The organism is Streptomyces sp. NPDC039465 (assembly GCF_055639315.1).
On record NZ_JBVKAP010000006.1, the window covers coordinates 461,190 to 484,755 of the forward strand.

Consider the following 23,566-nt stretch of genomic DNA (forward strand, 5'->3'; position numbering starts at 1 on the left):
GGGGGGGGAGGCGCCCGGACCGAAATGGTCCGGGCGCCTCCCCCTTCTCGTACCGCCTGCGTACCGCGCGTCAGGACGCGTGGACCACGTCCTTCTCCTCGGCGAAGTGGCACGCCGACTCGTGCGCCGCCGGGCTGTCCTGGCCCTGGAAGCGCTCCGGGATCGCCAGCAGCGGCATCTCGGTGGAGCACTTCTCCTGGGCCTTCCAGCAGCGGGTGCGGAAGCGGCAGCCGGACGGCGGGTTGGCCGGCGAGGGGACGTCTCCGGTGAGGATGATCCGCTCGCGGTTGGCACGCGCGTCCGGGTCGGGGACCGGGACCGCCGACAGCAGCGCCTGGGTGTAGGGGTGCGTCGGGTGGTCGTAGATCTGCACGTCCGTACCGATCTCGGCCATCTTGCCGAGGTACATCACGCCGACCCGGTCCGAGATGTGCCGGACGATCGACAGGTCGTGGGCGATGAAGAGGTAGGAGAGGTTGAACTCGTCCTGGAGCTTCTCCATCAGGTTGACGACCTGCGCCTGGACGGAGACGTCCAGGGCCGAGACCGGCTCGTCGCAGATGATGATCTCGGGGTTGAGCGCCAGACCGCGGGCGATGCCGATGCGCTGGCGCTGGCCGCCGGAGAACTGGTGCGGGTACCGGTTGATGTACTCCGGGTTGAGGCCGACGACGTCCAGCAGCTCCTGCACCTTGCGGCGCCGGTCACCCTTCGGGGCCACCTCGGGGTGGATGTCGAAGGGCTCGCCGATGATGTCGCCGACCGTCATCCGCGGGTTCAGCGAGGTGTACGGGTCCTGGAACACCATCTGGATGTTGCGGCGGACGGCCTTCAGCGCGCGGCCGGACAGCTTGGTGATGTCCTGACCCTTGTAGAAGACCTCGCCGGCGGTGGCCCGCTCCAGGTTCATCAGCAGCTTGGCGACCGTGGACTTGCCACAGCCGGACTCGCCGACGATGCCGAGGGTCTCGCCCTGGTAGAGGTCGAAGGAGACCCCGTCCACGGCCTTGACCGCGCCGATCTGCTTCTTGAAGAGGATGCCCTGGGTCAGCGGGAAGTGCTTGACCAGGTTGCGCACCTGCAGGATCGGCTCGCCCCGCCCGACCGGCGCCTCGATGGCGGCCACGGCCTCCGCCTCGGTGACAGCCTCGACCGTCTCCACTTCGGTGACGTTCGGGGTCGCGTCCACGGCCTCGTCCTTCTTTCCGAGGTCAGCCATGGATCGTCTCCTTCCAGAAGTGGCACGCGCTGCCGCGGCCGGGCAGCTCCGTGCCGTCCTGCTCCGCCACCGGAGCGAGCGCCGGAATCTCCGTACGGCAGATGTCGTCCGCCTTGGGGCAGCGCGGGTTGAAGGCGCAACCGGTCGGCACGCGCAGCAGGTTGGGCGGCAGGCCCTTGATCGCGTACAGCTCCTGGCCCTTCTGGTCCAGGCGCGGGATCGAGTCGAGCAGACCCCGGGTGTACGGGTGGGCCGGGCGCTTGTACAGCTCGTGCACCGGCGCCTGCTCGACGATCCGGCCGGCGTACATGACCGCGATCTTGTCCGCGACGTCGGCGACGACACCGAGGTCGTGGGTGATCAGGATCAGACCCATGTTGTACTCGCGCTGAAGCTCCGCGAGCAGGTCCATGACCTGGGCCTGGACGGTCACGTCGAGCGCGGTGGTCGGCTCGTCCGCGATGATCAGGTCCGGCTCCAGGGCCAGCGCCATCGCGATCATGATGCGCTGGCGCATACCGCCGGAGAACTGGTGCGGATAGTCGGAGACCCGGGCCGCGGCGGCCGGGATCTTGACCTTGTCCATCAGCTCGATGGCCTTGGCCTTGGCGTCCTTCTTGGACAGGCCGTGGTGGACCCGGAACATCTCGCCGAGCTGGTAGCCGACGGTGAGCACCGGGTTGAGGGAGGACAGCGCGTCCTGGAAGATCATCGCGATCTTCCGGCCGCGGATCTTGCGCCGCTCCTCGTAGGACATCTTGAGCATGTCCTCGCCGCGGAAGAAGATCTCGCCCTGCGGGATCTTGCCGGGCGGCATGTCGAGGATGCCCATGATGGCCTGGGCGGTGACGGACTTTCCGGAGCCGGACTCACCGAGCACGGCGAGCGTCTCGCCCGCGTTCACGGAGTAGTTGACGCCGTTGACCGCCTTGGCCACACCGTCGCGGGTGTGGAACTCCACGTGCAGGTCACGGACTTCGAGCAGCGGACCATCGTGCGTGTCGCCGTCGCGCGGCGAGGGGACGGTCGCGGTTTTGTCGATAGTAGTCACGAGTTACGCCCTCCTCAGCGCAGCTTGGGGTCGAGGGCGTTGCGGACGGCTTCGCCGAGCATGATGAACGCCAGAACGGTGAGGCTCAGCATGATCGAGGGGTACAGCAGGATGTGCTGCGCCACTCGGATCTGGTTGACGCCGGCCGAGATGTCGACGCCCCACGAGATGGTGGGGGCCGAGAGGCCCAGACCGAGGTACGACAGGGTCGCCTCGGCCGAGATGTAGCCGCCCAGCGCGATGGTCGCCACGACGATCACCGGCGCCATGGCGTTCGGCAGGATGTGGCGCATCAGGATGCGGCCGGTGCCGGCGCCGAGCGCCTTGGCGGCGTGGACGTAGTCGGCCTGCTTGATGGTGATGACCGCACCGCGCATGACGCGGGTGATCTGGGTCCAGCCGAGGAAGGCGAGGGCGAAGACGACCACCCAGACCGTGCGCTCGGTGAAGGACTGCAGGACGACCATGGCGCCGAGCAGGAAGGGGATACCGAAGAAGATGTCGGTGATCCGGGACAGCACGGCGTCGATGATGCCGCCGAAGTAGCCGGCGATCATGCCCATGATCGAGCCGATCACGGTGACGATCAGGGTGACGCAGATGCCGACAATGACCGAGGCACGGGTGCCATAGATCAGTCGGGCGTAGACGCTGCGGCCCTGGCCGTCGTAGCCGAGCCAGCCCTCCGAGCCGACCTTGCCGAGCTCGGGCTTGCCGTTGAAGTGGTGCACCAGGTCGCCGACGGTGGGCGAGGCGCTGGTGAACAGGCCCGGGAAGGCGGTGATGACCAGCAGGATCAGGATCAGCACCGAGGAGACCACGAAGTACGGGTTCCGGCGCAGGTCCTGCCAGGCGTCGCCCCAGAGGCTGCGGGCCTCGTCCTTGTTCTTCGCCGGAGCCGGCTGCGCGGCGGACGGAGGTGCGACGGCGTCCTCGACTGCGGCGACGGTCTTGGTCACGTCAGGCATAACGGATCCTCGGGTCCAGGACCGCGTACAGCAGGTCGATGAGCAGGCTGGTGACGAGGTAGACGAGCACCAGGATGGTGACGAGACCGACGAGCGTGGTCCCCTCACGACGGATGATCGACTCGTAGATGATGCCGCCGACACCCTTGACGTTGAAGATGCCTTCGGTGACGACCGCGCCGCCCATGAGGGCGCCGATGTCGGTGCCGAGGAAGGTGACGACGGGGATCATCGAGTTGCGCATCAGGTGGACACCGATGACCCGGCGCCGGGGCAGGCCCTTGGCGACGGCGGTGCGCATGTAGTCGGCGCGCAGGTTCTCGGCCATGGAGGTGCGGGTGAGGCGCGCGACGTACGCGAGCGAGAGACCACCGAGCACCACGGCCGGGGCGATCATCTCCGACAGCAGCTGGTCGTTGCTGACGTTCGGGGCGATCCAGCCGAGCTCGAAGGCGAAGACCATCTTGATGATGAAGCCGAGCACGAAGACCGGCACCGAGATGATCAGCAGGGTGAAGATCAGGACGGCGTTGTCGGCCAGGCGGCCCGCGCGCAGACCGGCGATCACACCGAGGCCGATGCCGAAGATCAGCTCGAACACGAACGCCAGGGCGGCGAGCTGAAGAGTCACCGGGAAGGCGTCGCCCAGGACGTCGGTCACCGGACGCCCGCTGGCGATCTGGTTGCCGAAGTCGAAGTGCAGGACGATGCCTGTCATGTAGTTCCAGTACTGCTGAAGGATCGGCAGATCCAGACCCAGGTCATGTCTGATCTTCGCCACGGTCGCCGGGTTGGCGGCCTTGTCGCCGAACAACCCCGCCACGGGGTCGCCGGGCAGGCTGTAGACCATCAGAAAGATCAGCAGGGTCGTCCCGATGAAGACCGGGATCATCTGGAGCAGTCGTCGTACGACATAGCGCCCCATCATGCCTCCGTGAGATGTGACAGCCGCAGCCGGACAGGCCCTCCCGCGGCACCCGCGACCCGGTGGGCGCGCGAATGTCGTGGAAGGGCCCCCCGACCGCTGCGTAAGGTGCCTGCCACGGGGGCTGACGGATCGTCAACCCCCGTGGTGGCGTGCGGACTACGCTTGGATGATTACTTCTTCAGGACCTGAACGTCTTCGATGTTCGGGTCGCCGTCCTGCGCGTAGGTCACGCCGGTGACCTTCTCGGAGTAGCCCGCGTTGACCTTGTAGTACCAGAGCGGGATGGAGGGCATGAAGTTGACCAGCTCCTTCTCCAGCGCCTGGTAGGCCTTGACCGACTCGTCGAGGGTCTTCGCGCTGTCCGCCGCCTTGATCTTGGCGTCGACGGCCGGGTCGCTGAAGTCACCCTGGTTGCCGGAAGCACCCGTCTGGAACAGGTCACGGAGGAAGTTGGAGTTGACCGGGTAGTCCAGCACCCAGCCGGACCGGTAGATCGACTTGACCTGCTTGGACTTACGGGCCTGGAGGTCGGCCTGGAAGTCGGCCTTGCCGTCGCCGACGCACTTGACGCCGGTGGCCTGGGTGATGCTGTTGCAGACCGCGTCGACCCACTCCTTGTGGCCGCCGTCGGCGTTGAACTGGATGGAGATGGCGTTGTTCGGGACGCCACCGCCGGCCTTGATGAGCTCCTTGGCCTTGGCGGGGTCGAACTTGGTGACGTCGCCGGCCGCGTTCTCCTGGTGGCCGAGGACGCCCTTGGCGACCCAGCCGGTCGCGGGCTCACGGGTGCCCTGGAGAACCGTCTTGGTGATGGTGGCGCGGTCGATCGCCATCGAGAGGCCCTGGATGACCCGCGGGTCGACCTTCTTGGGCTTCTTCCACTGGTCCGCGTACATCGCGATGGCCAGCGTCTGGATCGAGGAGTACGCCTGGTCCACGGCGCGGTCGCCGAGGTCCGCGCGGTAGACCGGGAGGTCCTTCGGCGCGATCTGGCGCAGCACGTCGACGTTGCCGGACTTCAGGTCCTCGTAGGCGGCCTCGAGGGTGGTGTAGTTCTTGAAGATCACACCACCGTTCTTCGCCTTGTTCGGGCCCTTGTAGTCGTCGAAGCGGACGATCTTGATCTGCTTCTTGTGGTCCCAGGACTCGAACTTGTACGGGCCGTTGCCGACCGGCTTCTTACCCGCGGCGGTGGGGTCCTTGTAGAAGGACTCCGGCAGCGGCGAGAAGACCTCGTAGCCGAGCTTGTACGCGAAGTACGGGACCGGGCTCTTCAGCGTGATGGTGAAGGTCGAGTCGTCGACGATCTTCAGGCCGTCGAGCTTGTCGGCGGTGGGCTTGGCGCCCTCCTTCTCCGGCAGGAGCTTCTCCGCGCCGAGGATGTCGCCGAACCAGGACGCGTTGCCCTGCTTGTTGTCGACGTTGGCGGCGAAGTTCCACGCGTCCACGTAGGACTTGGCGGTCACCGGGGTGCCGTCGTGGAACGTCCAGCCCTTCTTGAGCTTGACGGTCCAGACCTTCGAGTCCTTGGACTCGACCGACTCGGCGTTCACCATGGTGAGCTTGCCGTCCGCCGTGTAGTCCACGAGCTGAGCGAACAGACCGCTCATGACGATGGAGCCGTTGGACTCCATCGTGTCGGCCGGGTGCAGGAGCTTCTCCGGCTCGCCCACCTCGATCGAGTAGATGCCGTTCGGGTCAACTTCACCCTTGGCGTCGCTGCCACTGCCGTTGCCCCCGCCACAGGCGGTCGCTGCCAGGGCGACGACTATCGCGCCCGCTACCCACTTGGCGCTCTTGGCACCGCGCATGGGTTCCTCCTCATGAGTCCACTTGTCACTACAAGAAGGACACTTCGAGGTTCGCCGACACCCCTGACGGCGATGGCTCAAGTGTCCTGAGTGTGCTCGTGAGTCGGCGCTCCCCACAGCGCGTGACCCATTGACCCGAGCTCAATGGAGCCAACTATTAAGTACGTCCGGGCGGTAAACCACACTTAAAGGGTCTCGTTTTGACAACATCGACAAGGGACGCAGGATCGAAATCCGGACAAACAGAGCACAGACAGACACCCCCGAAACGGACCGTTAACACACGTTCCGGAGAGCGACGCCCGATAACCGGACACATGGGCGAGGGTTGGCCGGGAATATCGATTTGACGAAAGGCCCGGGCCCCCACAGTGTCTGCGGGGGCCCGGGCCTTACTGACGCGGTGTCAGTGGTGGCGCTGCTGCCCGGCCAAAGGCCGGGTCAGGGGGAGGGTCAGCCGTGCTTGGCGCGCGAGGCGGCGCGGCCGCGCTCCTTCTGGTCGAGGACGACCTTGCGGATACGGACCGCCTCCGGGGTCACCTCGACGCACTCGTCGTCGCGGCAGAACTCCAGGGACTGCTCCAGGGAGAGCTTGCGCGGCGGGACGATCGCCTCGAAGGAGTCGGCCGACGAGGACCGCATGTTGGTGAGCTTCTTCTCCTTGGTGATGTTCACGTCCATGTCGTCGGCGCGGGAGTTCTCGCCGACGATCATGCCCTCGTACACCTCGGTGCCGGGGTCGGTGAACAGCACACCGCGCTCCTGGAGGTTGGTCATCGCGAACGCGGTGACCGAGCCGGCGCGGTCGGCGACCAGCGAACCGTTGTTACGGGTCTGCAGGGTGCCGAACCACGGCTCGTGGCCCTCGTGGATGGAGTGGGCGATACCGGTGCCGCGGGTCTGGGTCAGGAACTCCGTACGGAAGCCGATCAGGCCACGGGACGGAACGACGAACTCCATGCGGACCCAGCCGGAGCCGTGGTTGGACATGTTGTCCATCCGGCCCTTGCGGACACCCATGAGCTGGGTGACGGCGCCCATGTGCTCCTCGGGCACGTCGATCGTCATGCGCTCGACGGGCTCGTGGACCTTGCCGTCGACGTCCTTGGTGACGACCTGCGGCTTGCCGATGGTCAGCTCGAAGCCCTCGCGGCGCATCTGCTCGACCAGGATGGCCAGCGCCAGCTCACCGCGGCCCTGCACCTCCCAGGCGTCCGGGCGCTCGGTGTCCAGCACGCGCAGCGAGACGTTACCGATCAGCTCGCGGTCGAGGCGGTCCTTGACCTGGCGGGCGGTCACCTTGCGGTCCTTGACCGCGGCCTTGGCCTCGGCGCCCTTGCCGGTGCCGCCACGGCCGACCAGCGGGGAGGTGTTCGTACCGATGACCATCGAGATGGCCGGCTCGTCCACCGTGATCAGCGGCAGCGCGATCGGGTTCTCCGGGTCGGCCAGGGTCTCGCCGATCATGATCTCCGGGATACCGGCGACGGCGCAGATGTCACCGGGGCCCGCCACCTCGGCCGGCTTGCGGGTGAGCGCCTCGGTCATCATCAGCTCGGTGATGCGGACGTTGGAGATCGAGCCGTCCCGCTTGATCCACGCGACCGTCTGGCCCTTGCGGAGCTCGCCCTGCTCGACACGGAGCAGCGCGATACGACCGAGGAAGTTGTCAGCGTCGAGGTTGGTGACGTGGGCCTGGAGCGGCGCGTCCTCCTCGTACGTCGGGGCCGGGACGTGCTCGAGGATCGTGGAGAAGAACGGCTCCAGGTTCTCGCTGTCGGCGGGGACGGTGCCGTCCTCCGGCTTGGTCAGCGAGGCGATGCCGTCACGGCCGCAGGCGTAGACGATCGGGAACTCGATCTGGTCCTCGTCGGCGTCCAGGTCCAGGAAGAGGTCGTAGGTCTCGTTGACGACCTCGTCGATCCGGGAGTCCGGGCGGTCGGTCTTGTTGATGCAGAGGATGACCGGCATCCGGGCCTGGAGGGCCTTGCGGAGCACGAAGCGGGTCTGGGGCAGCGGACCCTCGGAGGCGTCCACCAGCAGAACGACGGCGTCGACCATCGACAGACCGCGCTCGACCTCACCACCGAAGTCGGCGTGGCCGGGGGTGTCGATGATGTTGATCGTGATCGGGGCCCCACCGTCCTTGGGGTGGTACTTCACCGCCGTGTTCTTGGCGAGGATCGTGATGCCCTTCTCACGCTCCAGGTCGTTCGAGTCCATCATGCGGTCGTCGAGCTGCTGGTGGGCGGCGAAGGCACCCGCCTGCTTGAGCATGGCGTCGACGATGGTCGTCTTGCCGTGGTCGACGTGGGCGACGATGGCGACGTTACGGATGTCGTGGCGCGTGGGCATGAGTGGCTTGCGCTTCTCTCGGATCGTGGGATCAGGCGTCGCAGAGAGTCTCGGTCCTCGTACGCCCGCCGGGCGGACGCGCCACGGCTGCCTCCTATGGTACGGGGCCTTCACGCGCGAGGCTTCCCGGCCCGATCAGGAGTGCGATCCAGGGGCTGCCCAAGAGGGCCGGGATATGGCCGGAAAGTGGTGCGGGGTGCACTGGGGGTGCGGGGAAAACAGCCCGGGTCGAGGGCAGAGCGATCCTGCCCGCCGGCGAGGCCGGCAGGCAAGTGAATTGAGCTGGTCTTGAGGTTCTGACCTGCGAGATTGTCGTTCCGGTTACTTCTTGATGTTCTTCGGGCCACCGGCGGACGGCGCCTTCTTCCAGCCGATGTCCTGGTAGCGGGGAGCCGCGAAGCCGAAGGCTCCCGCGTTCCGGATCCCGCGGTGGGCGGCCACCAGCTGGGGGCGCTGGTAGAGCGGGATGGATCCGGCCGCTGCCCAGATACGGGCGTCGGCCTGACGGACCAGGGCACGGGCCGTCTTCTCGTTCAGCTCCCCCACCGCCTGGTCGAACAGCTGATCGATGCGGTCGGTGCCGACCCGGGAGTAGTTCTGCTCCACCAGCAGCGATCCGTCGGAGGCCGGCTCCGGCTTGGCGTAGATCGGCCGGGCGTCGGTCGCCGGGAAGGCCGAGGCGGGCCAGGAGTAGAGGGCCAGGTCGTACTCGCCCGCGGCGACATAGTCCTTGAAGAAGTTCTCGTCGGGGACCTTGACGATCTCCGTACGGATCCCGACCCGGTCGAGCATCCGCACGATCTTGTCGCCGACCGCCCGCAGGGACTCGGATCCGGCGCCCGAGGGCAGCACGAACTTGAGCGTCAGGGGCTGCCCGTTCTTCCCGAGCGGGCCGGCCGCCTCGGGGGCGGGGGCGGGGGCTGCGGTGCCGCGCGGCGCGTACGCCCCGGCGACCCCGCGGTCGGCCGCTCCCTGGGCCTCGGGGCGGCCGTCGGCCCGGGTGTCGACCGTGCCGTCCGCGGCCGCTCCGAGGATCTGGGCCTGGCGCAGCAGGCCGATGCTCTGGAGCGCGGCGCCGAAGCCCGGCGCGAGGATGTGGGTCCCGGGCTCCTGGCCGCCGCCGATGCGCGGCTCGGAGCCGCCGGGCTTGTCGTCGCCGACGATGTAGAGCCCTTCGTCGGAGGCGGTGTCCGCCTCCTTCGATTTCTCAGCCGCTTTGTCTCTGGCGCTGTTCTTGTCGGTCTGGTCGGCCTTGTCTGTCTTGTTGGCAGGATCGGCCTTCTGCTGCGGACTGGCCTCGCTGCCCGCCTTCGTCCCGGCGCCGCCCCTCGTCCAGCCCGCGTCGGCGAGGAGGGCCTGCGCCTCCTTGGTGTCCTGGCCGCCGAGCGCGTTGCTGTTGTCGGCGTAGGCGGCCTGCCCGGCGAGCGCCAGATGGCTGCCGGGCGGCTGCGCGGGCAGGCCCAGCGGGGTCAGTACGGTCTCGGCGAGCTCCTGGCGGTCCAGCGCGCGGGCCACCGCCCGGCGCACCCGCTCGTCGGCGAGCGGCCCGGACTCGCCGTTCAGGGAGAGCTGGGTGTAGGCGGGCTCCAGCGACTTGCGCACGACGTAGTCGCGCAGCGAGCGCTGTTCGGTGGCATAGCGGGCGATGGCCTGCTGGTTGCGCTGCCGGGCGGCCCGTACGAGCCCCGCGGCCTCCTCGTCGGAGCCGTACGCCAGCGCCCAGGACTTCAGCGCGCTCGACGGGGTCGTGCCGGCGCCCGGGCCGTGCGCGGGCGTCTTGCCCTTGCCGCCGCGGGTCTCCTTGGACGCCAGCGTGATCCGCTCGGCCGCCGCCCGGTCGATCTCGGCCAGGTCGACCGTGCCGGCGGCGAGCGCGGAGGCCCGGTCGGCGCGCGGGACGGACTTCAGGACGAGGGTGTCGAGCTTGGCGGGCTGCCCCCACCAGCGCGGGTTGCGGACGAGGGTGACGGTGCCCGCCTTGGTGTCGAGACCCTTCAGCTGAAACGGTCCTGCGGTCGATTTCAGCTGGGTACGCGCGCCGTCGTTGAAGGTCGCCGGCGACCCCATGACCTCCTTGGGGTACAGCGGCGAGAAGAGGGACTGCCAGTCCGCGTACGGCTTGGCGAAGGTGACCCGGACCTCCAGGTTGTTCGCGCCGCGCTCGATCTTCTCGATCCGCTCGTACCCGGCGTTGCGCGCGGTCCAGTACGCGGTGTCCTTGCCGCTCAGCGCCCGCCACTGGGCGACGAAGTCCGGCGCGCCGATCTCCCGTCCGTCGCTCCACACGGCCTGCTGGTGGAGCTTGTAGAGGACGACCTGCTTCGGCTCGCGCTCGACGATCTGCGCGGACTCCAGGTAGTCGGGGTTGAGCTGCGGGCGGCCGCGCGCGTCCAGCGTGTAGAGCGCGGGCAGGACGGCCCCGGCGATCCGGGAGGTGGCGGCGTCGGCGTCGGCCTGGAAGGTGTTGAGCGTGGCGGGCACGGTGTCGACGGCCCACTTCAGCGTGCCCCCGTCGGCGACCTGGTCGCGGGCGGCCGGGGCGAGGTCCTGGGGGGCGGCCGCGGCGCCGCCGCCGTCGTCCTCGTCCGAGCTGCAGCCGGCGAGGACGGTGACGGCGAGGACCCCGCTGGTGAGGAGGGCAACGGAGCGGAGTGTGCGGGAGCGGGGGCTCCGGGAGCATGTCCTCCCGCGAGGGGCGGCGCCGACCTGGGACATGGCTGTACCTCTTCGTCCTGTTTTGTGAATTTAGAGATGATCACACCTATTGCCCATACACTGAAGAGGAAAAAATGGGCCCGGTGACGACGACACGGCGACACGGTCCGCAAACCCCACCCGTGCGGCCCAACGGCCGCCGGACGTCCGTCACCGGCTTCGTCCGGAAACAGGCGGAGGCGCGCCCCCAGACGAGTGGAATCCGCGCACACGACTTCACAACGGCGATGTGACGCGCAACACTCTCAGGCGCGTGTTTGCCACCCGCGATCGCGGAAGTGAGGGCAACTCATGTCCCTGCAGGACGATTTGGCGGCCGTCAAGCGCAGCCTCGAAGATCTGGTCCGCACGGTCGGACAGCTGGAACGCAGCATCGCCGCGGAGCAGGGCACCCAGCCCCTGCCTCCGAGGGGCCGGCCCGAAGGCCTGGTGACCATCCCCGACGCCCCGTACAACAGCGCCCTGTGGACGGACACGGACGACGAGGGCCTCGGCGCACGCGACCGACACGCGCCCTGACACCGGCGTACGCCCCGCCGTCGCATCCGCCCCCGGTGACCGGTACGCGCCCCGGGCAGACGCGAGCCCCCGACCGGCACCCGCCCTAGGAGACCTCGTTGGCCACAGGCACCGACCCAGCCGATCTCGCCACGGGCCGCGGGGGCGGTGTGCACGAAGCCTCGCGCGCCGCCATCGCCGCCCGTCATCTGCGTACCGACCGCTGGTGGCTCGCCCCCGCGCTCACCGCGGCCGGACTGCTCGCCTTCGTCGTGTACTCGACCTGGCGGGCGTTCTCGAACAGCGACTACTACGCCGCGCCGTACGTCTCGCCGTTCTACTCGCCCTGCCTGGCGGAGAACTGCGTGCCCATGAAGGACGGCCCCAACTGGGAGATCTTCGGCAGCTGGTGGGGCCTGTCCCCCGCCCTGCTGATCCTCATCTTCCCGCTCGGCTTCCGGCTGACCTGCTACTACTACCGCAAGGCCTACTACCGCGGCTTCTGGGCCTCCCCGCCGGCCTGCGCGGTCGCCGAGCCGCACCGGAAGTACACCGGCGAGACCCGCTTTCCGCTGATCCTCCAGAACATCCACCGGTACTTCTTCTACGCCGCCGTCCCCGTCGCCGCGATCCTCACCTACGACACCGTCCTGGCCTTCCGCGACGCCTCCTACGCCTGGGGGCACGCGGGGCTCGGCACCGTCGTCTTCCTGGTCAACATCGTGCTGATCTGGGCGTACACCTTCTCCTGCCACTCCTGCCGGCACATCATCGGCGGCCGGCTGCGGCACTTCTCCCGGCATCCGGTGCGCTACCGCCTCTGGGGCCTGGTGGGCCGGCTGAACGACCATCACATGCTGCTCGCCTGGACCTCGTTGTTCAGCGTGGCGTTCGCCGACTTCTACGTGTACCTGCTCGCGACCGGCACCTTCGACGACCCGAGGATCTTCTGACATGGCTCATGTGGACCGGCAGCAGTGGGACGTCGTCGTGGTCGGCGCGGGCGGGGCCGGGCTGCGGGCCGCCATCGAGGCGCGGGAGCGCGGCGCCCGTACCGCCGTGATCTGCAAGTCACTCTTCGGCAAGGCCCATACGGTGATGGCCGAGGGCGGTATCGCCGCCTCCATGGCCAATGCGAACGAGAACGACAACTGGCAGGTGCACTTCCGCGACACCATGCGCGGCGGGAAGTTCCTCAACCAGTGGCGGATGGCCGAGCTGCACGCGCGCGAGGCACCCGACCGGGTCTGGGAGCTGGAGACCTGGGGCGCGCTGTTCGACCGTACCGCCGACGGCCGGATCTCCCAGCGCAACTTCGGCGGGCACGAGTACCCCCGGCTCGCCCATGTCGGCGACCGGACCGGCCTTGAGCTGATCCGTACGCTCCAGCAGAAGATCGTCTCCCTGCAGCAGGAGGACTTCGAGCGGACCGGTGACTACGAGTCCCGGCTCAAAGTCTTCCAGGAGTGCACGGTCACCCAGGTCCTCAAGGCCCACGACCGGGTCGCGGGGGCCTTCTGCTACGCGCGTGAGTCGGGGCGCTTCTTCGTCCTGGAGGCCCCCGCCGTGGTCCTGGCGACCGGCGGCATCGGCAAGTCCTTCAAGGTGACCTCCAACTCGTGGGAGTACACCGGGGACGGGCACGCGCTGGCGCTGCTCGCGGGCGCGTCGCTGGTGAACATGGAGTTCGTGCAGTTCCACCCGACCGGGATGGTCTGGCCGCCGTCGGTGAAGGGAATCCTGGTCACCGAGTCGGTGCGCGGCGACGGCGGGGTGCTGCGCAACTCCGGGGGCAAGCGGTTCATGTTCGACTACATCCCCGAGGTCTTCAAGGAGAAGTACGCGCAGACCGAGGAGGAGGGCGACCGCTGGTACGACGACCCCGACCACAACCGCCGCCCGCCCGAGCTGCTGCCCCGCGACGAGGTCGCCCGCGCGATCAACGCGGAGGTGAAGGCGGGTCGGGGCTCCCCGCACGGCGGGGTGTTCCTCGACGTGTCCACCCGGATGCCGGCCGAGACCATCCGGCGCCGGCTGCCGTCCATGTACCACCAGTTCAAAGAACTGGCGGATGTGGACATCACGGCGGAGGCCATGGAGGTCGGGCCGACCTGCCACTACGTGATGGGCGGGATCGCCGTCGAGTCGGAGACCGCGGCCGCCGTCGGGGTGCCCGGGCTCTTCGCGGCCGGTGAGGTCGCGGGCGGCATGCACGGATCCAACCGGCTCGGCGGCAACTCCCTGTCCGACCTGCTGGTGTTCGGGCGCCGCGCCGGGGCGCACGCCGCCGAGCACGCCGCCGTGATGGACCTGCGGGACGAGGTGCCCGCAGAGGTGATCGACGCGGCGGCGGCCGAGGCGCTGGCCCCGTTCCGCGCGGAGGACGGCGCAGAGAACCCGTACGCGCTGCACCAGGAGCTCCAGCAGACGATGAACGACCTGGTGGGCATCATCCGGCGCGAGGCGGAGATGGCCCAGGCCCTTCAGAAGCTGGCCGAGCTGCGCGTACGGGCCAGGCGCGCGGGGGTGGAGGGGCACCGGCAGTTCAACCCCGGCTGGCACCTGGCCCTGGACCTGAGGAACATGCTGCTGGTCAGCGAGTGCGTCGCGCTGTCGGCCCTGGAGCGCACGGAGAGCCGCGGCGGGCACACCCGCGAGGACTACCCCTCCATGGACCGGGCGTGGCGCCCGGTGAATCTGGTGTGCCGCCCGGTCGAACCGGCCCCTGCGGACCCGGCCGCCGCCCGGATCGCCCTTGTCCGTCAGCGCACCGAGCCCATCCGTCCCGACCTGCTCGCCCTCTTCGAGAAGGAGGAGCTGGTCCAGTACCTCGCCGAAGAGGAGCTCTACGAGTGAGCACGTATGAGGCACGGTTCAAGGTGTGGCGGGGCGACGGCGACGGCGGCGGTCTGAAGGACTTCGCGGTCGAGGTCAACGATGGCGAGGTCGTCCTCGACATCATTCACCGGCTGCAGGCGACCCAGGCGCCGGATCTGGCGGTGCGCTGGAACTGCAAGGCCGGCAAGTGCGGCTCGTGCAGCGCGGAGATCAACGGGCGGCCGCGGCTGTTGTGCATGACCCGGATGTCGGTCTTCTCGCGCGAGGAGACGATCACGGTGACGCCGCTGCGGGCGTTCCCGGTCGTCCGCGACCTGGTGACGGACGTGTCCTTCAACTACGCCAAGGCGCGCGAGGTGCCCTCCTTCGTGCCGCCGAAGGGCCTGGCGGCCGGTGAGTACCGGATGCAGCAGATCGATGTGGAGCGGTCCCAGGAGTTCCGTAAGTGCATCGAGTGCTTCCTGTGCCAGGACACGTGCCATGTGGTGCGCGACCACGAGGAGAACAAGGCCGCCTTCGCCGGGCCGCGCTTCCTGATGCGGGTCGCGGAGCTGGACATGCATCCCCTGGACGCGGCCGAGGAGGCGGGGCTCGACCGCAAGCGGACCGCGCAGGAGGAGCATGGACTCGGGTACTGCAACATCACCAAGTGCTGTACGGAGGTCTGCCCGGAGGGGATCAGGATCACGGACAACGCGCTCATCCCGCTGAAGGAGCGGGCGGTCGACCGTAAGTACGACCCGCTGGTGTGGCTGGGGAGCAAGATCCGGCGGAGGAGCGAGGGGTGAGCGTGCCCCGGCGCCCGGTCGCGGAGGCCCAGCCCCCGGCATAACCTCCGAAATGTGACGCGAAGAGCCACCCGGGCCCTGCTCTGTGTGCTGGTGGCGGCGTGGTGGCTGGTCGTGCCCGCCGTGCCGGGCGCCGGTGCCGACGACCCCGGCCCGCTGTCCTCCCAGGGGCAGGTCACGGACCGGGTCGGGGCGCTCGGCGACCGCGCGCAGGCGGTGCACCGGGCGCTCGACCAGCTCTACGACGAGCGGCGTGTGCAGCTCTTCGTCGCGTACGTACGGGACTTCTCCGGACGCGCTCCGCAGAGCTGGGCGGACCAGACCGCGACGCTGAGCGGCCTCGGCACCGACGACGTGCTGCTGGCCGTCGCCACCCACGACCGGCAGTACGCCTACTCGGCGGACCCCGCCTCCCGACTGACCCAGGCGCAGCTCGACGACGTGGCGCGTACCGCGATCGAGCCCGCGCTGCGGCAGAACGACTGGGCGGGCGCGGCGATCGGCGCCGCCGACGGCTTCTCCGCCGTCCTGGCCGGCCGGCCCGTCCCGACGCCCGCCATCACCCCGGGGGCCGCCGATCCCGGTGGCGCGGACGACGGCGCCTGGGCCTCGGACCTGATCCTGCCGGTCGTCGTGGTGGGCGGGGCCGGGGCGGCCGCCGCGTACGCGTACGCCAGGCGGCGCAGGCGCAGCACCACCCGCACCACCCCGCAGGGCGGACAGGGCTGGGGGCCGCCGCGGCAGCCGGAGCCTCCGTCCCTGGCGGAACTGGACGTCCAGGCGCGGCAGGCGCTGGTCGAGACGGACGACGCGGTGCGCACCAGCCAGGAGGAGCTGGGGTTCGCGACGGCGCAGTTCGGCGATCAGGCGGTGGCGCCGTTCCAGGAGGCGGTGCGGTTCGCCAAGGGCGAGCTGACGGCGGCGTTCCGGCTGCGCCAGCAGCTGGACGACGCGATCCCCGAGGACGACGCGACCCGGCACGGGATGCTGGAGGAGATCATCACGCGGTGCGCGACGGTGAACGAGCGGCTGGACGCCGAGGCGGCGGACTTCGACCGGCTGCGGGACCTGGAGCGCAACGCCCCACAGGCGCTGGCCGCGGCCGAGACGGCCTTCCACGAGCTGACGGGCAAGGTGGCGACGGCGGAGGCGGTGCTGACGGCGATGCGTGAGCGGTACGCCGAGTCGGCGGCCTCGCCGGTGGCGGGCGACGTGGAGCAGGCCAAGGACCGTCTGCTGTTCGCGCGCACCAATCTCGAAAAGGGCCGGGCGGCCGTGGACGCCGATGAGAACGGCGCCGCGGCGGTGCACGTACGGGCCGCGGAGGGCGCTCTCGACCAGGCGGGGCGGCTCGCGGAGGCGGTCGACCGGCGGGGCCAGGAGCTCGCGGAGGCGGTCGGCAAGCTGCCGGGCGCGCTGTCCGAGACGGAGGCCGATCTCGCCGACGCGCAGGGGCTGCTGGAGGGGGTGCCGCCGGGGGTGTCGACGGCGGATCTGCGGGGCCGCATCGGCCGGGCCCGGTCGGTGCTCGCCGATGTGCACCGGCTGGCCGAGGCGGGGCCGTACGACCCGCTGGAGGCGCTGCGCCGGGTGGAGGAGGCGGACACGGCGCTGGACGAGGCGCTGGCCGGCGCGCGGGAGCGCGAGTCGGGTGCGCGACGGGCTCGCGTGCTGCTCGACCAGGCGATGCTGACCGCCCGCTCGGCGATCGGCGCGGCGTCGGACTACATCACGACGCACCGGGGCGCGGTGGGCAGCGTGGCCCGTACCCGCCTGGCGGAGGCCCAGCGGAGGCTGACGGAGGCCCGGGAGTTGGCAGGCTCGGAGAATCCGCAGGCCGCCCTCACCCAGGCGCAGCAGGCGGACGCGCTGGCCCGCCAGGCGCAGCAGCTGGCCGAGCAGGATGTGCGCACGTACGGGAACCCGGACGCGGTGGGCGGTGTATCAGGAGTGGGAGGTGGCGGCGGGCTGGGCGGTGCGGTGCTCGGCGGCATCATCCTCGGCGGACTGTTCGGCGGCGGCAGGGGAGGCGGCCATGGCGGTGGTTTCGGTGGGGGCTTCGGCGGCGGGCTCGGTGGCGGGTTCGGCGGGCCGGGGAGCTTCGGCGGCGGAGGGACGAGGGGGCGGCTGGGCGGCGGGGGTCGCTTCTGACCTGTTCGCCCGCGGTCTTGGCGTAGTCGGGGTTCTCAGGTTTCTCGGGGTTGTCGAGGTTTTCGGTTCCAAGGAGAGGTGCGATGACCAAGCAGACCGTCCTCGGCCGCGTGGCCCAGCTGGCGAAGGCGAACATCAACGCGCTGCTGGATCAGGCGGAGGACCCGCAGAAGATGCTGGACCAGCTGATCCGCGACTACAGCAGCAACATCACGGAGGCCGAGCAGGCGGTCGCGTCGACGATCGGCAATCTGCGGCTGCTGGAGCAGGACCACCAGGAGGACGTGGACGCGGCGCGGGAGTGGGGGGAGAAGGCGCTGGCGGCGAGCCGGAAGGGGGACGAGCTGCGGGCGTCGGGGCAGACGGCGGACGCCGACCGGTTCGACAACCTGGCGAAGGTGGCGCTGGGCCGCCAGCTCCAGTCGGAGAAGGAGGCGCGGACGGCCGAGCCGACCATCGCCGCGCAGACGGAGGTCGTGGACAAGCTCAAGAGCGGTCTGGACCGGATGAAGGCCAAGCTGACCGAGCTCCAGGCCAAGCGGGACGAGCTGGTGGCGCGGGCGAAGTCCGCCGAGGCGCAGAACCGGATGATGGACGCGGTGAAGAGCGTCGACGTGCTCGATCCGACGAGCGACCTGAGCCGCTTCGAGGACAAGGTGCGGCGCGAGGAGGCGAAGGCGATGGGCAAGCAGGAGCTGGCCGCCTCGTCGCTGGACGCCCAGTTCGAGGAGCTGGACAGTCTGGGCGACAGGGCGGAGGTCGAGGCCCGGCTGGCGGCGCTGAAGGCGGCGTAGCGGACCACGCGCGCGGGATCGGCCGCCGGCCGGGGCCTGGTCGCTCAGAACATGCTCAGCAGCTGCTCCACGGTCGGTTCGCCGGCCGGTCCGTCCCCGTCCGGCAGGCCCAGTTCGAACCAGACCGTCTTGCCGCGGGGGGTGCGGCGCGAGCCCCAGCCGGCGCTGAGCAGACCGACGAGCTGAAGTCCGCGGCCGCCCTCGTCGGTGTCGCGGGCCCGGCGGCGGCGAGGCTGGACGAGGCCGGCGTCCCAGACCTCGCAGACCAGGGTGCGGTCGCGCAGCAGTCTGAGGCGGATCTCGCCCTCGCCATACCGCAGGGCGTTGGTGACGAGCTCGCTGACCAGCAGCTCGACGGTGTCGATCAGCGAGTCGAGCCCCCAAGCGGTGAGCTGGGTCCTGGCCAGTTCGCGGGCCCGGCCCACGGAGCGGGGCTCGCGGGACAGCCGCCAGTCGCCGACGGCCTCGGTCGGCAGGCCCTGGATCCGGGCCATCAGGAGGGCGATGTCGTCCTCGCCGTGCCCGGTTTCGAGGGTGGTGAGGACCCGGTCGCAGACGTCTTCGAGGGGGCGGGCCGGATCGGTGAGGGCGCGGCGGAAAGCGCTCAGGCCCTCGTCGAGGGGGTGGTCGCGGGATTCGACGAGCCCGTCGGTGTAGAGGGCGAGCAGGGCGCCCTCGGGGAGCTCGACCTCGACCTCCTCGAAGGGTTCGCCGCCGACGCCGAGCGGCATGCCCGGCGGCACGTCCAGCATCAGGGCTTCTTCGCCGGGTTCGACGAGGACGGGCGGGAGGTGGCCGGCGTTGGCGAAGGTGCAGCGGCGGGTCACCGGGTCGTAGACGGCGTAGACGCAGGTCGCGAGATAGACCTCGGAGAGCTCGGGGCCGCGCGCCTTGGCCGGGACGCGGGCGTTGTGCTGGGCTCCGGGGCTGCCGAGACCGCGGGCGATCTCGTCGAGGTGGGAGAGGACCTCGGCGGGTTCCAGGTCGAGCTGGGCGAGGGTGCGGACGGCGGTGCGCAGTTCGCCCATGGCGACGGCGGCGCGCAGCCCGCGGCCCATGACGTCGCCGACGACGAGGGCGGTGCGGTGCCCGGGCAGCTCGATGACGTCGAACCAGTCGCCGCCGACCTCGGTGGCGGTGTTGCCGGGCAGATAGCGGCAGGCGATGTCGAGTCCGGCGGCCTCGGGGTCGCCGGGCGGCAGCAGGCTGCGCTGGAGGATGAGGGCCCGCTCGTGCTCGCGGCGGTAGAGGCGGGCGTTGTCGATGCAAACGGCGGCGCGGGCGGCCAGCTCGACGGCGAGGGCCCGGTCGCGTTCCCCGAAGGGTTCGCTGCCCTTGGTCCGGGAGAAGAGGGCGAGTCCGACGACGGTGTCGTGGGCGACCAGCGGCACGGCGAGGGTGGACTGGATCATGCTGCCCTCGGCGCCGGGCAGGGCCTGTACGCGCCCGGTGCGCAGTGCGCTCGCGCAGGGCGAGTTGAACGGATAGCGGTGTACGGCTCCGAGGGCGACGGGCCCGTCCTCGCAGCAGCCGGGGGCGGCCCCGGCGTGCATCAGCGGGGCGTCGGCGACGGCGCTGGCGAAGCCGACCCGGCGCAGCTCGGCGCTGCCGCCGAGCCCGGAGGAGCCGCCTCGGCCGGGCGGGGCCTCGTCGCCGGTGAGCAGGCCTTGGTAGAGGTCGACGGAGGCGAGGTCGCAGAAGCCGGGCACGGCGACGTCGAGGAGTTCGCGGGCGGTCGTCTCCAGGTCGAGGGAGTTGCCGATGCGGGCGCTGGCCTCGTTGAGGAGGGCGAGATTGCGGCGGGCGCTGGCGGCCTCGCGGGCGGCGTTGTCGCGGCGGGTGACGTCGGTGCCGAGTCCGGCGACGCCGATGGGCCGGCCGGTGCCGCTGTGGACCCGGTAGAGGTTGATGGACCAGTGGCGGCGGTCGGTGGAGCCGGGGGGCGCTCCGACGAGCTGGAGGTCGGTGACGGACTCTCCGGTCTCCAGGACCTTACGCAGGGCCACGGTCATCCGCTCGGCCTCGGGCCGGGAGAGGTAGTCGTGGACGGTACGGCCGCGGTGGTCCTCGGCGGTGCCGCCGAAGACGGTGGCGAAGCGCTGGTTGGCCCGCTTGACCGTGAGGTCGGTGTCGAACAGCAGAAAGCCGAAAGGGGATTGGCCGAACATCGCCTGCGAGGCGGCCAGATCCGTTTCGATCCGGCGCAGGGTGCGGACGTCGACGACGATGCAGAGCGCGGCGCGGGCACCGGCCTCCGTCTCGCTGGGCATGACGTACACCTCGGCGAGGCCGTGTGCCCGGTTCTCCCCCGGTATCCGGAACGGGACGAGGCCGGTCCATTCCTTGCCGTCCAGGATCTCCGCGACCTTGCGGTGGCCGCGCGGCCGCAGGTCGCCCGGGAGGAATGCCTCGACCGGGTCCTTGCCGCGGACCTCGGCGGCGGGAATGCCGAACAGCTCGGCGGCACGCCTGCTCCACTGGTCGACCAGGCCGTCAGGCCCGATCGAGAAGGAGGCGACTTTGATGTAGTCATAAATCGAGCCAGGCGGGCTGCTCTGCCACATGACGCCGCTCGCCGTCTCAGGTATCTCGCTCACGCGACCGTCCCCTCCAGCTCACCGCACCGGACCGGCCATGCCCGCAGTATTCAGTACTACGGCCCCCGACGGCACGACGTTCACGATCACAGGCTGGTCTCGTTCATTTTGAGCCGAGTCTCAGTGAGCCCCCAAGGAGTTCCCCCGTGATCGTTGTCCCTTCTCACTTCTAACCAGGCAGAGCCAGCTCGAACCACACCGTCTTGCCCGTCCTGCCTTTGCGGGTTCCCCAGCGCCGGGCGGTGCAGGCCACGAGCTGGAGCCCCCGTCCTCCTTCGTCGTCCGGTCCGGCGGCGCGTTCGGAGGGCGGATCCGGAAGCGGATCGGAGACTTCGACCAGGAGGGCGGGGTGGACGGCGGGGGTGGTCCTGTCCGCCGCGACGCGGACCAGGCGGACGCCGATCGGCCCGGAGGCGTAGCGCAGGGAGTTGGTCACCAGTTCGCTGACCAGCAGCACCGTCACATCGCCGATCGCCGGGTCCAGCTGCCAGCTGCGCAAGGTGTCCCGGACGACGTGGCGGGCGGTGCGGACTGCGTCGGGTTCAGCCGGGAAGGTCCACTCGGCGTACTCGCCGTCGGTGTAGACCACGCCGATCACATCCCAGACCAGCAGGAGACCCGCGTCCTATTTCGGGGGGTTAATCAGCACATACCCGATATTCCTGGCCTGCTATCCCGCCCATGGGCGCACTGTGGCACGAACGGCGTACAGCTTCAGCCGCGCACTCCGTCCGGCAGGCGGCGGCCGGCCTCGGCCACGGCCGGTCGGTCCTGGTCCAGCCAGTCGACGGTGTCGAGCTCGTGCCGGGTCAGCCAGCGCAGCTCGTCATGATCCTGAAGGGGCCGGGCCTCTCCGGAGACCACCCGGGCCGTCCAGACCTGAAGCACCAGGCCAGGCCGCAGGGGCCACTCGCCCGGGATCCGCTCACCGGGCTCGGTCTCCACGCCGAGCTCCTCGCGCAGTTCGCGTACGAGCGCCTGCTCCGGGCTCTCGCCGGGCTCCAGCTTGCCGCCGGGCAGCTCCCAGCGGCCGGCGAGCTCGGGAGGGGCGCTGCGGCGCGCTGCCAGCAGCCGCCCCTGGTCGTACACGGCTCCGGCCACCACCACACGAACGGTCATGTGCCGGAGCGTAACCCGCGGCCCGGCGCGCGGGCCGCGGGGTCAGTGCGCGGGCTGGCCGATGCGCTCGACCCAGTAGAGCTGTCGGTGCCCGCGCGCGTCGAGGCTGTCGGCGATCTTCTGCGCCTCGTCCTTGGTCGCGTATCTGCCGACGCGATAGCGGTTGCCGTTGTCGTCCTGCCGTATGACCAGCCAGGGAAGTACAGCGCCACTGTCGTTCATCACGCCCCACCCTTCGCCGGCCCGCTTGCCATCGCCCACGATCCCCAGGAAACCGCACTGCGCATATGCCTGAGCTTACGCCTGACCTTTACACAGCGGATACGTGTTTTCACAAAGAGGTACGGAGATGGCCAAGAAGCGGCGCAGGACGGGGGCGCGCGCCGGAGCGTCAGGCCGCCGCCGACCGCCCTCGGGCCCGGAACCACGGGCAATGGGCAGCAGAAAGGGCGCCCCCCTGACCCGTCACCGCATGGGGCGTCCAGGGAGCAGCAGAGCGAACAGATCGGGCCGGGGCGGAATGCGGCGCCCGGGAAAGCTCGTAAGCCGGGCACCGCGGGGTGGCGCCGCGCCCAGGGCCTGGGCCCTCGGCCGGCCGACCAGCTTCGGGCGGGCCGCAGGACCGCCGCCCCTCGGCTACCGCACCGGCAGGTGGTACGTGATCCGGAAGCGGTCGGCCGGCACGACCACGTCCGCGGTCTCCACCGCCCGTCCGGACGCGAAGTACGTACGCTCCACGACCATCACCACATGCCCGGGCACGCCGCCGAGCGCCAGCAGTTCCTCGGCGAGCCCCGGGCGGGCGCCGACCTCCTCGATGACGTTGTCGACGACGACGTCGATGGCCGCCATCCGCTCGACGACGCCACAGCCCCCCAGTGGCCCCTCCTCGGGCAGCATCACGGGCGTTCGCCCGGTGACCGACAGCGGCTCCCAGGAGGTGGAGAGCATCATCGGCTCCCCCGCGTCCCGGAAGACGTAACGGGTACGCATCACGCGCTCCCCGGGCGGGACGCCGAGCCGGGCGGCCACGGCCGCGCTCGCGTTCTCCTGCTCGCTGCCCGACTCCCACGTGCCGCGCGCCCCCTCCTCCGCCTGCTCCTGCCGGAAGGGGTTGGCACCGCCCGGCGGGCGGTACCCGGAGCGGGAGATGCGACGCGGCACCGGCCGCTCCCGTACATACGTCCCCGAACCCGAGCGACCCTCGACCAGCCCCTCCGCCATGAGCACCTTGCGCGCCTCCAGGGCGACGGTGTCCGAGACCCCGTACTCCTCGCGGATACGGGCCTGCGAGGGGAGCCGGGTGTGCGGCGGCAGCGAGCCATTGACGATCTTCTGCCGGAGATCGCTGGCGACACGCAGATAGGCGGGCTGCTCACCGAATGTCACAGGACACTCCCCTCAGGTTGACAGACAGCTACAGCGTGGCAACCCACGGTTGAGCGAAGCAAGCGTGGGCCAAAGTTTCACCCGAAGTGATGAGTTGGCGTTCAGCAGGGACTTACCGGGGGTAGCGCCGCGGATCGCGGCGGTGGCACGACCAGCCCCTTGACCTCAATGGTCCAGACCAAAGCTGGCCGCTGACGGGCCTTCAGTTCGTTGGCGGCCGACGCGAGGGCGGTCGAGACGGTCCGGGCCCACTTCTGGTCCTCGGCGAAGGCTGGCTCCTCGTTCCCGCCCGGCGACGACCAGCAGCACGCTCCAGGCTCGCGCTCAGCAGAACGGTGCTGATCA

The 23,566-nt window shown here is 70.1% G+C and carries 18 protein-coding genes; 6 read left to right on the top strand and 12 right to left on the bottom strand.

Annotation, left to right across the window (positions count from 1 at the left end):
• Positions 1–70: 70 nt before the first annotated feature.
• From ACZ7LT_RS22500 to ACZ7LT_RS22530, 7 genes are all read right to left on the bottom strand, one after another.
• Positions 71–1,219, bottom strand: coding sequence for an ABC transporter ATP-binding protein (locus ACZ7LT_RS22500; RefSeq protein WP_471237840.1), 1,149 nt, complete (start codon positions 1,217–1,219; stop codon positions 71–73).
• A complete protein-coding gene (locus ACZ7LT_RS22505) occupies positions 1,212–2,270 on the bottom strand; it encodes an ABC transporter ATP-binding protein (RefSeq protein ID WP_471237841.1) in 1,059 nt (352 codons plus the stop codon). Before ACZ7LT_RS22505 ends, ACZ7LT_RS22500 begins: the two co-directional genes overlap by 8 nt.
• Positions 2,271–2,284: 14 nt before the next feature.
• Entirely contained in the window at positions 2,285–3,238 is a 954-nt protein-coding gene (locus ACZ7LT_RS22510) for an ABC transporter permease (RefSeq protein ID WP_471237842.1), read from the bottom strand.
• Positions 3,231–4,163 carry an ABC transporter permease gene (locus ACZ7LT_RS22515; RefSeq protein ID WP_471237909.1) on the bottom strand — a complete coding sequence of 311 codons (933 nt, stop codon included), beginning with the start codon at positions 4,161–4,163 and terminating at the stop codon, positions 3,231–3,233. Before ACZ7LT_RS22515 ends, ACZ7LT_RS22510 begins: the two co-directional genes overlap by 8 nt.
• Positions 4,164–4,336: 173 nt before the next feature.
• On the bottom strand, positions 4,337–5,977 hold the full coding sequence (locus tag ACZ7LT_RS22520) for a peptide ABC transporter substrate-binding protein (protein ID WP_471237843.1): 1,641 nt from the start codon (positions 5,975–5,977) through the stop codon (positions 4,337–4,339).
• Positions 5,978–6,430: 453 nt separating this feature from the next.
• On the bottom strand, positions 6,431–8,332 hold the full coding sequence (gene typA / locus ACZ7LT_RS22525) for a translational GTPase TypA (RefSeq protein WP_471237844.1): 1,902 nt from the start codon (positions 8,330–8,332) through the stop codon (positions 6,431–6,433).
• Positions 8,333–8,653: 321 nt separating this feature from the next.
• On the bottom strand, positions 8,654–11,047 hold the full coding sequence (locus ACZ7LT_RS22530; RefSeq protein ID WP_471237845.1) for an ABC transporter family substrate-binding protein: 2,394 nt from the start codon (positions 11,045–11,047) through the stop codon (positions 8,654–8,656).
• Between the two features lie 291 nt (positions 11,048–11,338).
• On the opposite strand from ACZ7LT_RS22530, the gene ACZ7LT_RS22535 reads away from it, so the two are divergent.
• From ACZ7LT_RS22535 to ACZ7LT_RS22560, 6 genes are all read left to right on the top strand, one after another.
• Positions 11,339–11,566: a hypothetical protein gene (locus ACZ7LT_RS22535; RefSeq protein WP_471237846.1), complete on the top strand. Its 228-nt coding sequence runs from the start codon at positions 11,339–11,341 to the stop codon at positions 11,564–11,566.
• A 98-nt stretch (positions 11,567–11,664) separates the two neighbouring features.
• On the top strand, positions 11,665–12,498 hold the full coding sequence (locus ACZ7LT_RS22540; RefSeq protein ID WP_471237847.1) for a hypothetical protein: 834 nt from the start codon (positions 11,665–11,667) through the stop codon (positions 12,496–12,498).
• A gap of 1 nt (position 12,499) precedes the next feature.
• Positions 12,500–14,401, top strand: coding sequence for a fumarate reductase/succinate dehydrogenase flavoprotein subunit (locus ACZ7LT_RS22545; RefSeq protein WP_471237848.1), 1,902 nt, complete (start codon positions 12,500–12,502; stop codon positions 14,399–14,401).
• On the top strand, positions 14,398–15,171 hold the full coding sequence (locus tag ACZ7LT_RS22550) for a succinate dehydrogenase/fumarate reductase iron-sulfur subunit (RefSeq protein WP_471237849.1): 774 nt from the start codon (positions 14,398–14,400) through the stop codon (positions 15,169–15,171). Before ACZ7LT_RS22545 ends, ACZ7LT_RS22550 begins: the two co-directional genes overlap by 4 nt.
• Positions 15,172–15,225: 54 nt before the next feature.
• Positions 15,226–17,322: a TPM domain-containing protein gene (locus ACZ7LT_RS22555; protein ID WP_471237850.1), complete on the top strand. Its 2,097-nt coding sequence runs from the start codon at positions 15,226–15,228 to the stop codon at positions 17,320–17,322.
• 83 nt (positions 17,323–17,405) lie between these two features.
• Positions 17,406–18,116: a PspA/IM30 family protein gene (locus ACZ7LT_RS22560; RefSeq protein ID WP_471237851.1), complete on the top strand. Its 711-nt coding sequence runs from the start codon at positions 17,406–17,408 to the stop codon at positions 18,114–18,116.
• A gap of 44 nt (positions 18,117–18,160) precedes the next feature.
• Here ACZ7LT_RS22560 and ACZ7LT_RS22565 read toward each other — a convergent pair whose 3' ends face one another.
• The 5 genes from ACZ7LT_RS22565 to ACZ7LT_RS22585 all read right to left on the bottom strand — a co-directional run bounded on the left by ACZ7LT_RS22565 (position 18,161) and on the right by ACZ7LT_RS22585 (position 23,221).
• Positions 18,161–20,680 (bottom strand): SpoIIE family protein phosphatase, encoded by a 2,520-nt coding sequence (locus ACZ7LT_RS22565; RefSeq protein WP_471237911.1) that lies wholly within the window; start codon positions 20,678–20,680, stop codon positions 18,161–18,163.
• A gap of 202 nt (positions 20,681–20,882) precedes the next feature.
• Positions 20,883–21,311, bottom strand: coding sequence for an ATP-binding protein (locus ACZ7LT_RS22570; protein WP_471237852.1), 429 nt, complete (start codon positions 21,309–21,311; stop codon positions 20,883–20,885).
• A 116-nt stretch (positions 21,312–21,427) separates the two neighbouring features.
• Positions 21,428–21,832 carry a (deoxy)nucleoside triphosphate pyrophosphohydrolase gene (locus ACZ7LT_RS22575; protein ID WP_471237853.1) on the bottom strand — a complete coding sequence of 135 codons (405 nt, stop codon included), beginning with the start codon at positions 21,830–21,832 and terminating at the stop codon, positions 21,428–21,430.
• A gap of 42 nt (positions 21,833–21,874) precedes the next feature.
• Entirely contained in the window at positions 21,875–22,054 is a 180-nt protein-coding gene (locus ACZ7LT_RS22580; protein WP_019889160.1) for an SPOR domain-containing protein, read from the bottom strand.
• Between the two features lie 414 nt (positions 22,055–22,468).
• Positions 22,469–23,221: a GntR family transcriptional regulator gene (locus tag ACZ7LT_RS22585; RefSeq protein ID WP_471237854.1), complete on the bottom strand. Its 753-nt coding sequence runs from the start codon at positions 23,219–23,221 to the stop codon at positions 22,469–22,471.
• Positions 23,222–23,566 lie beyond the last annotated feature (345 nt).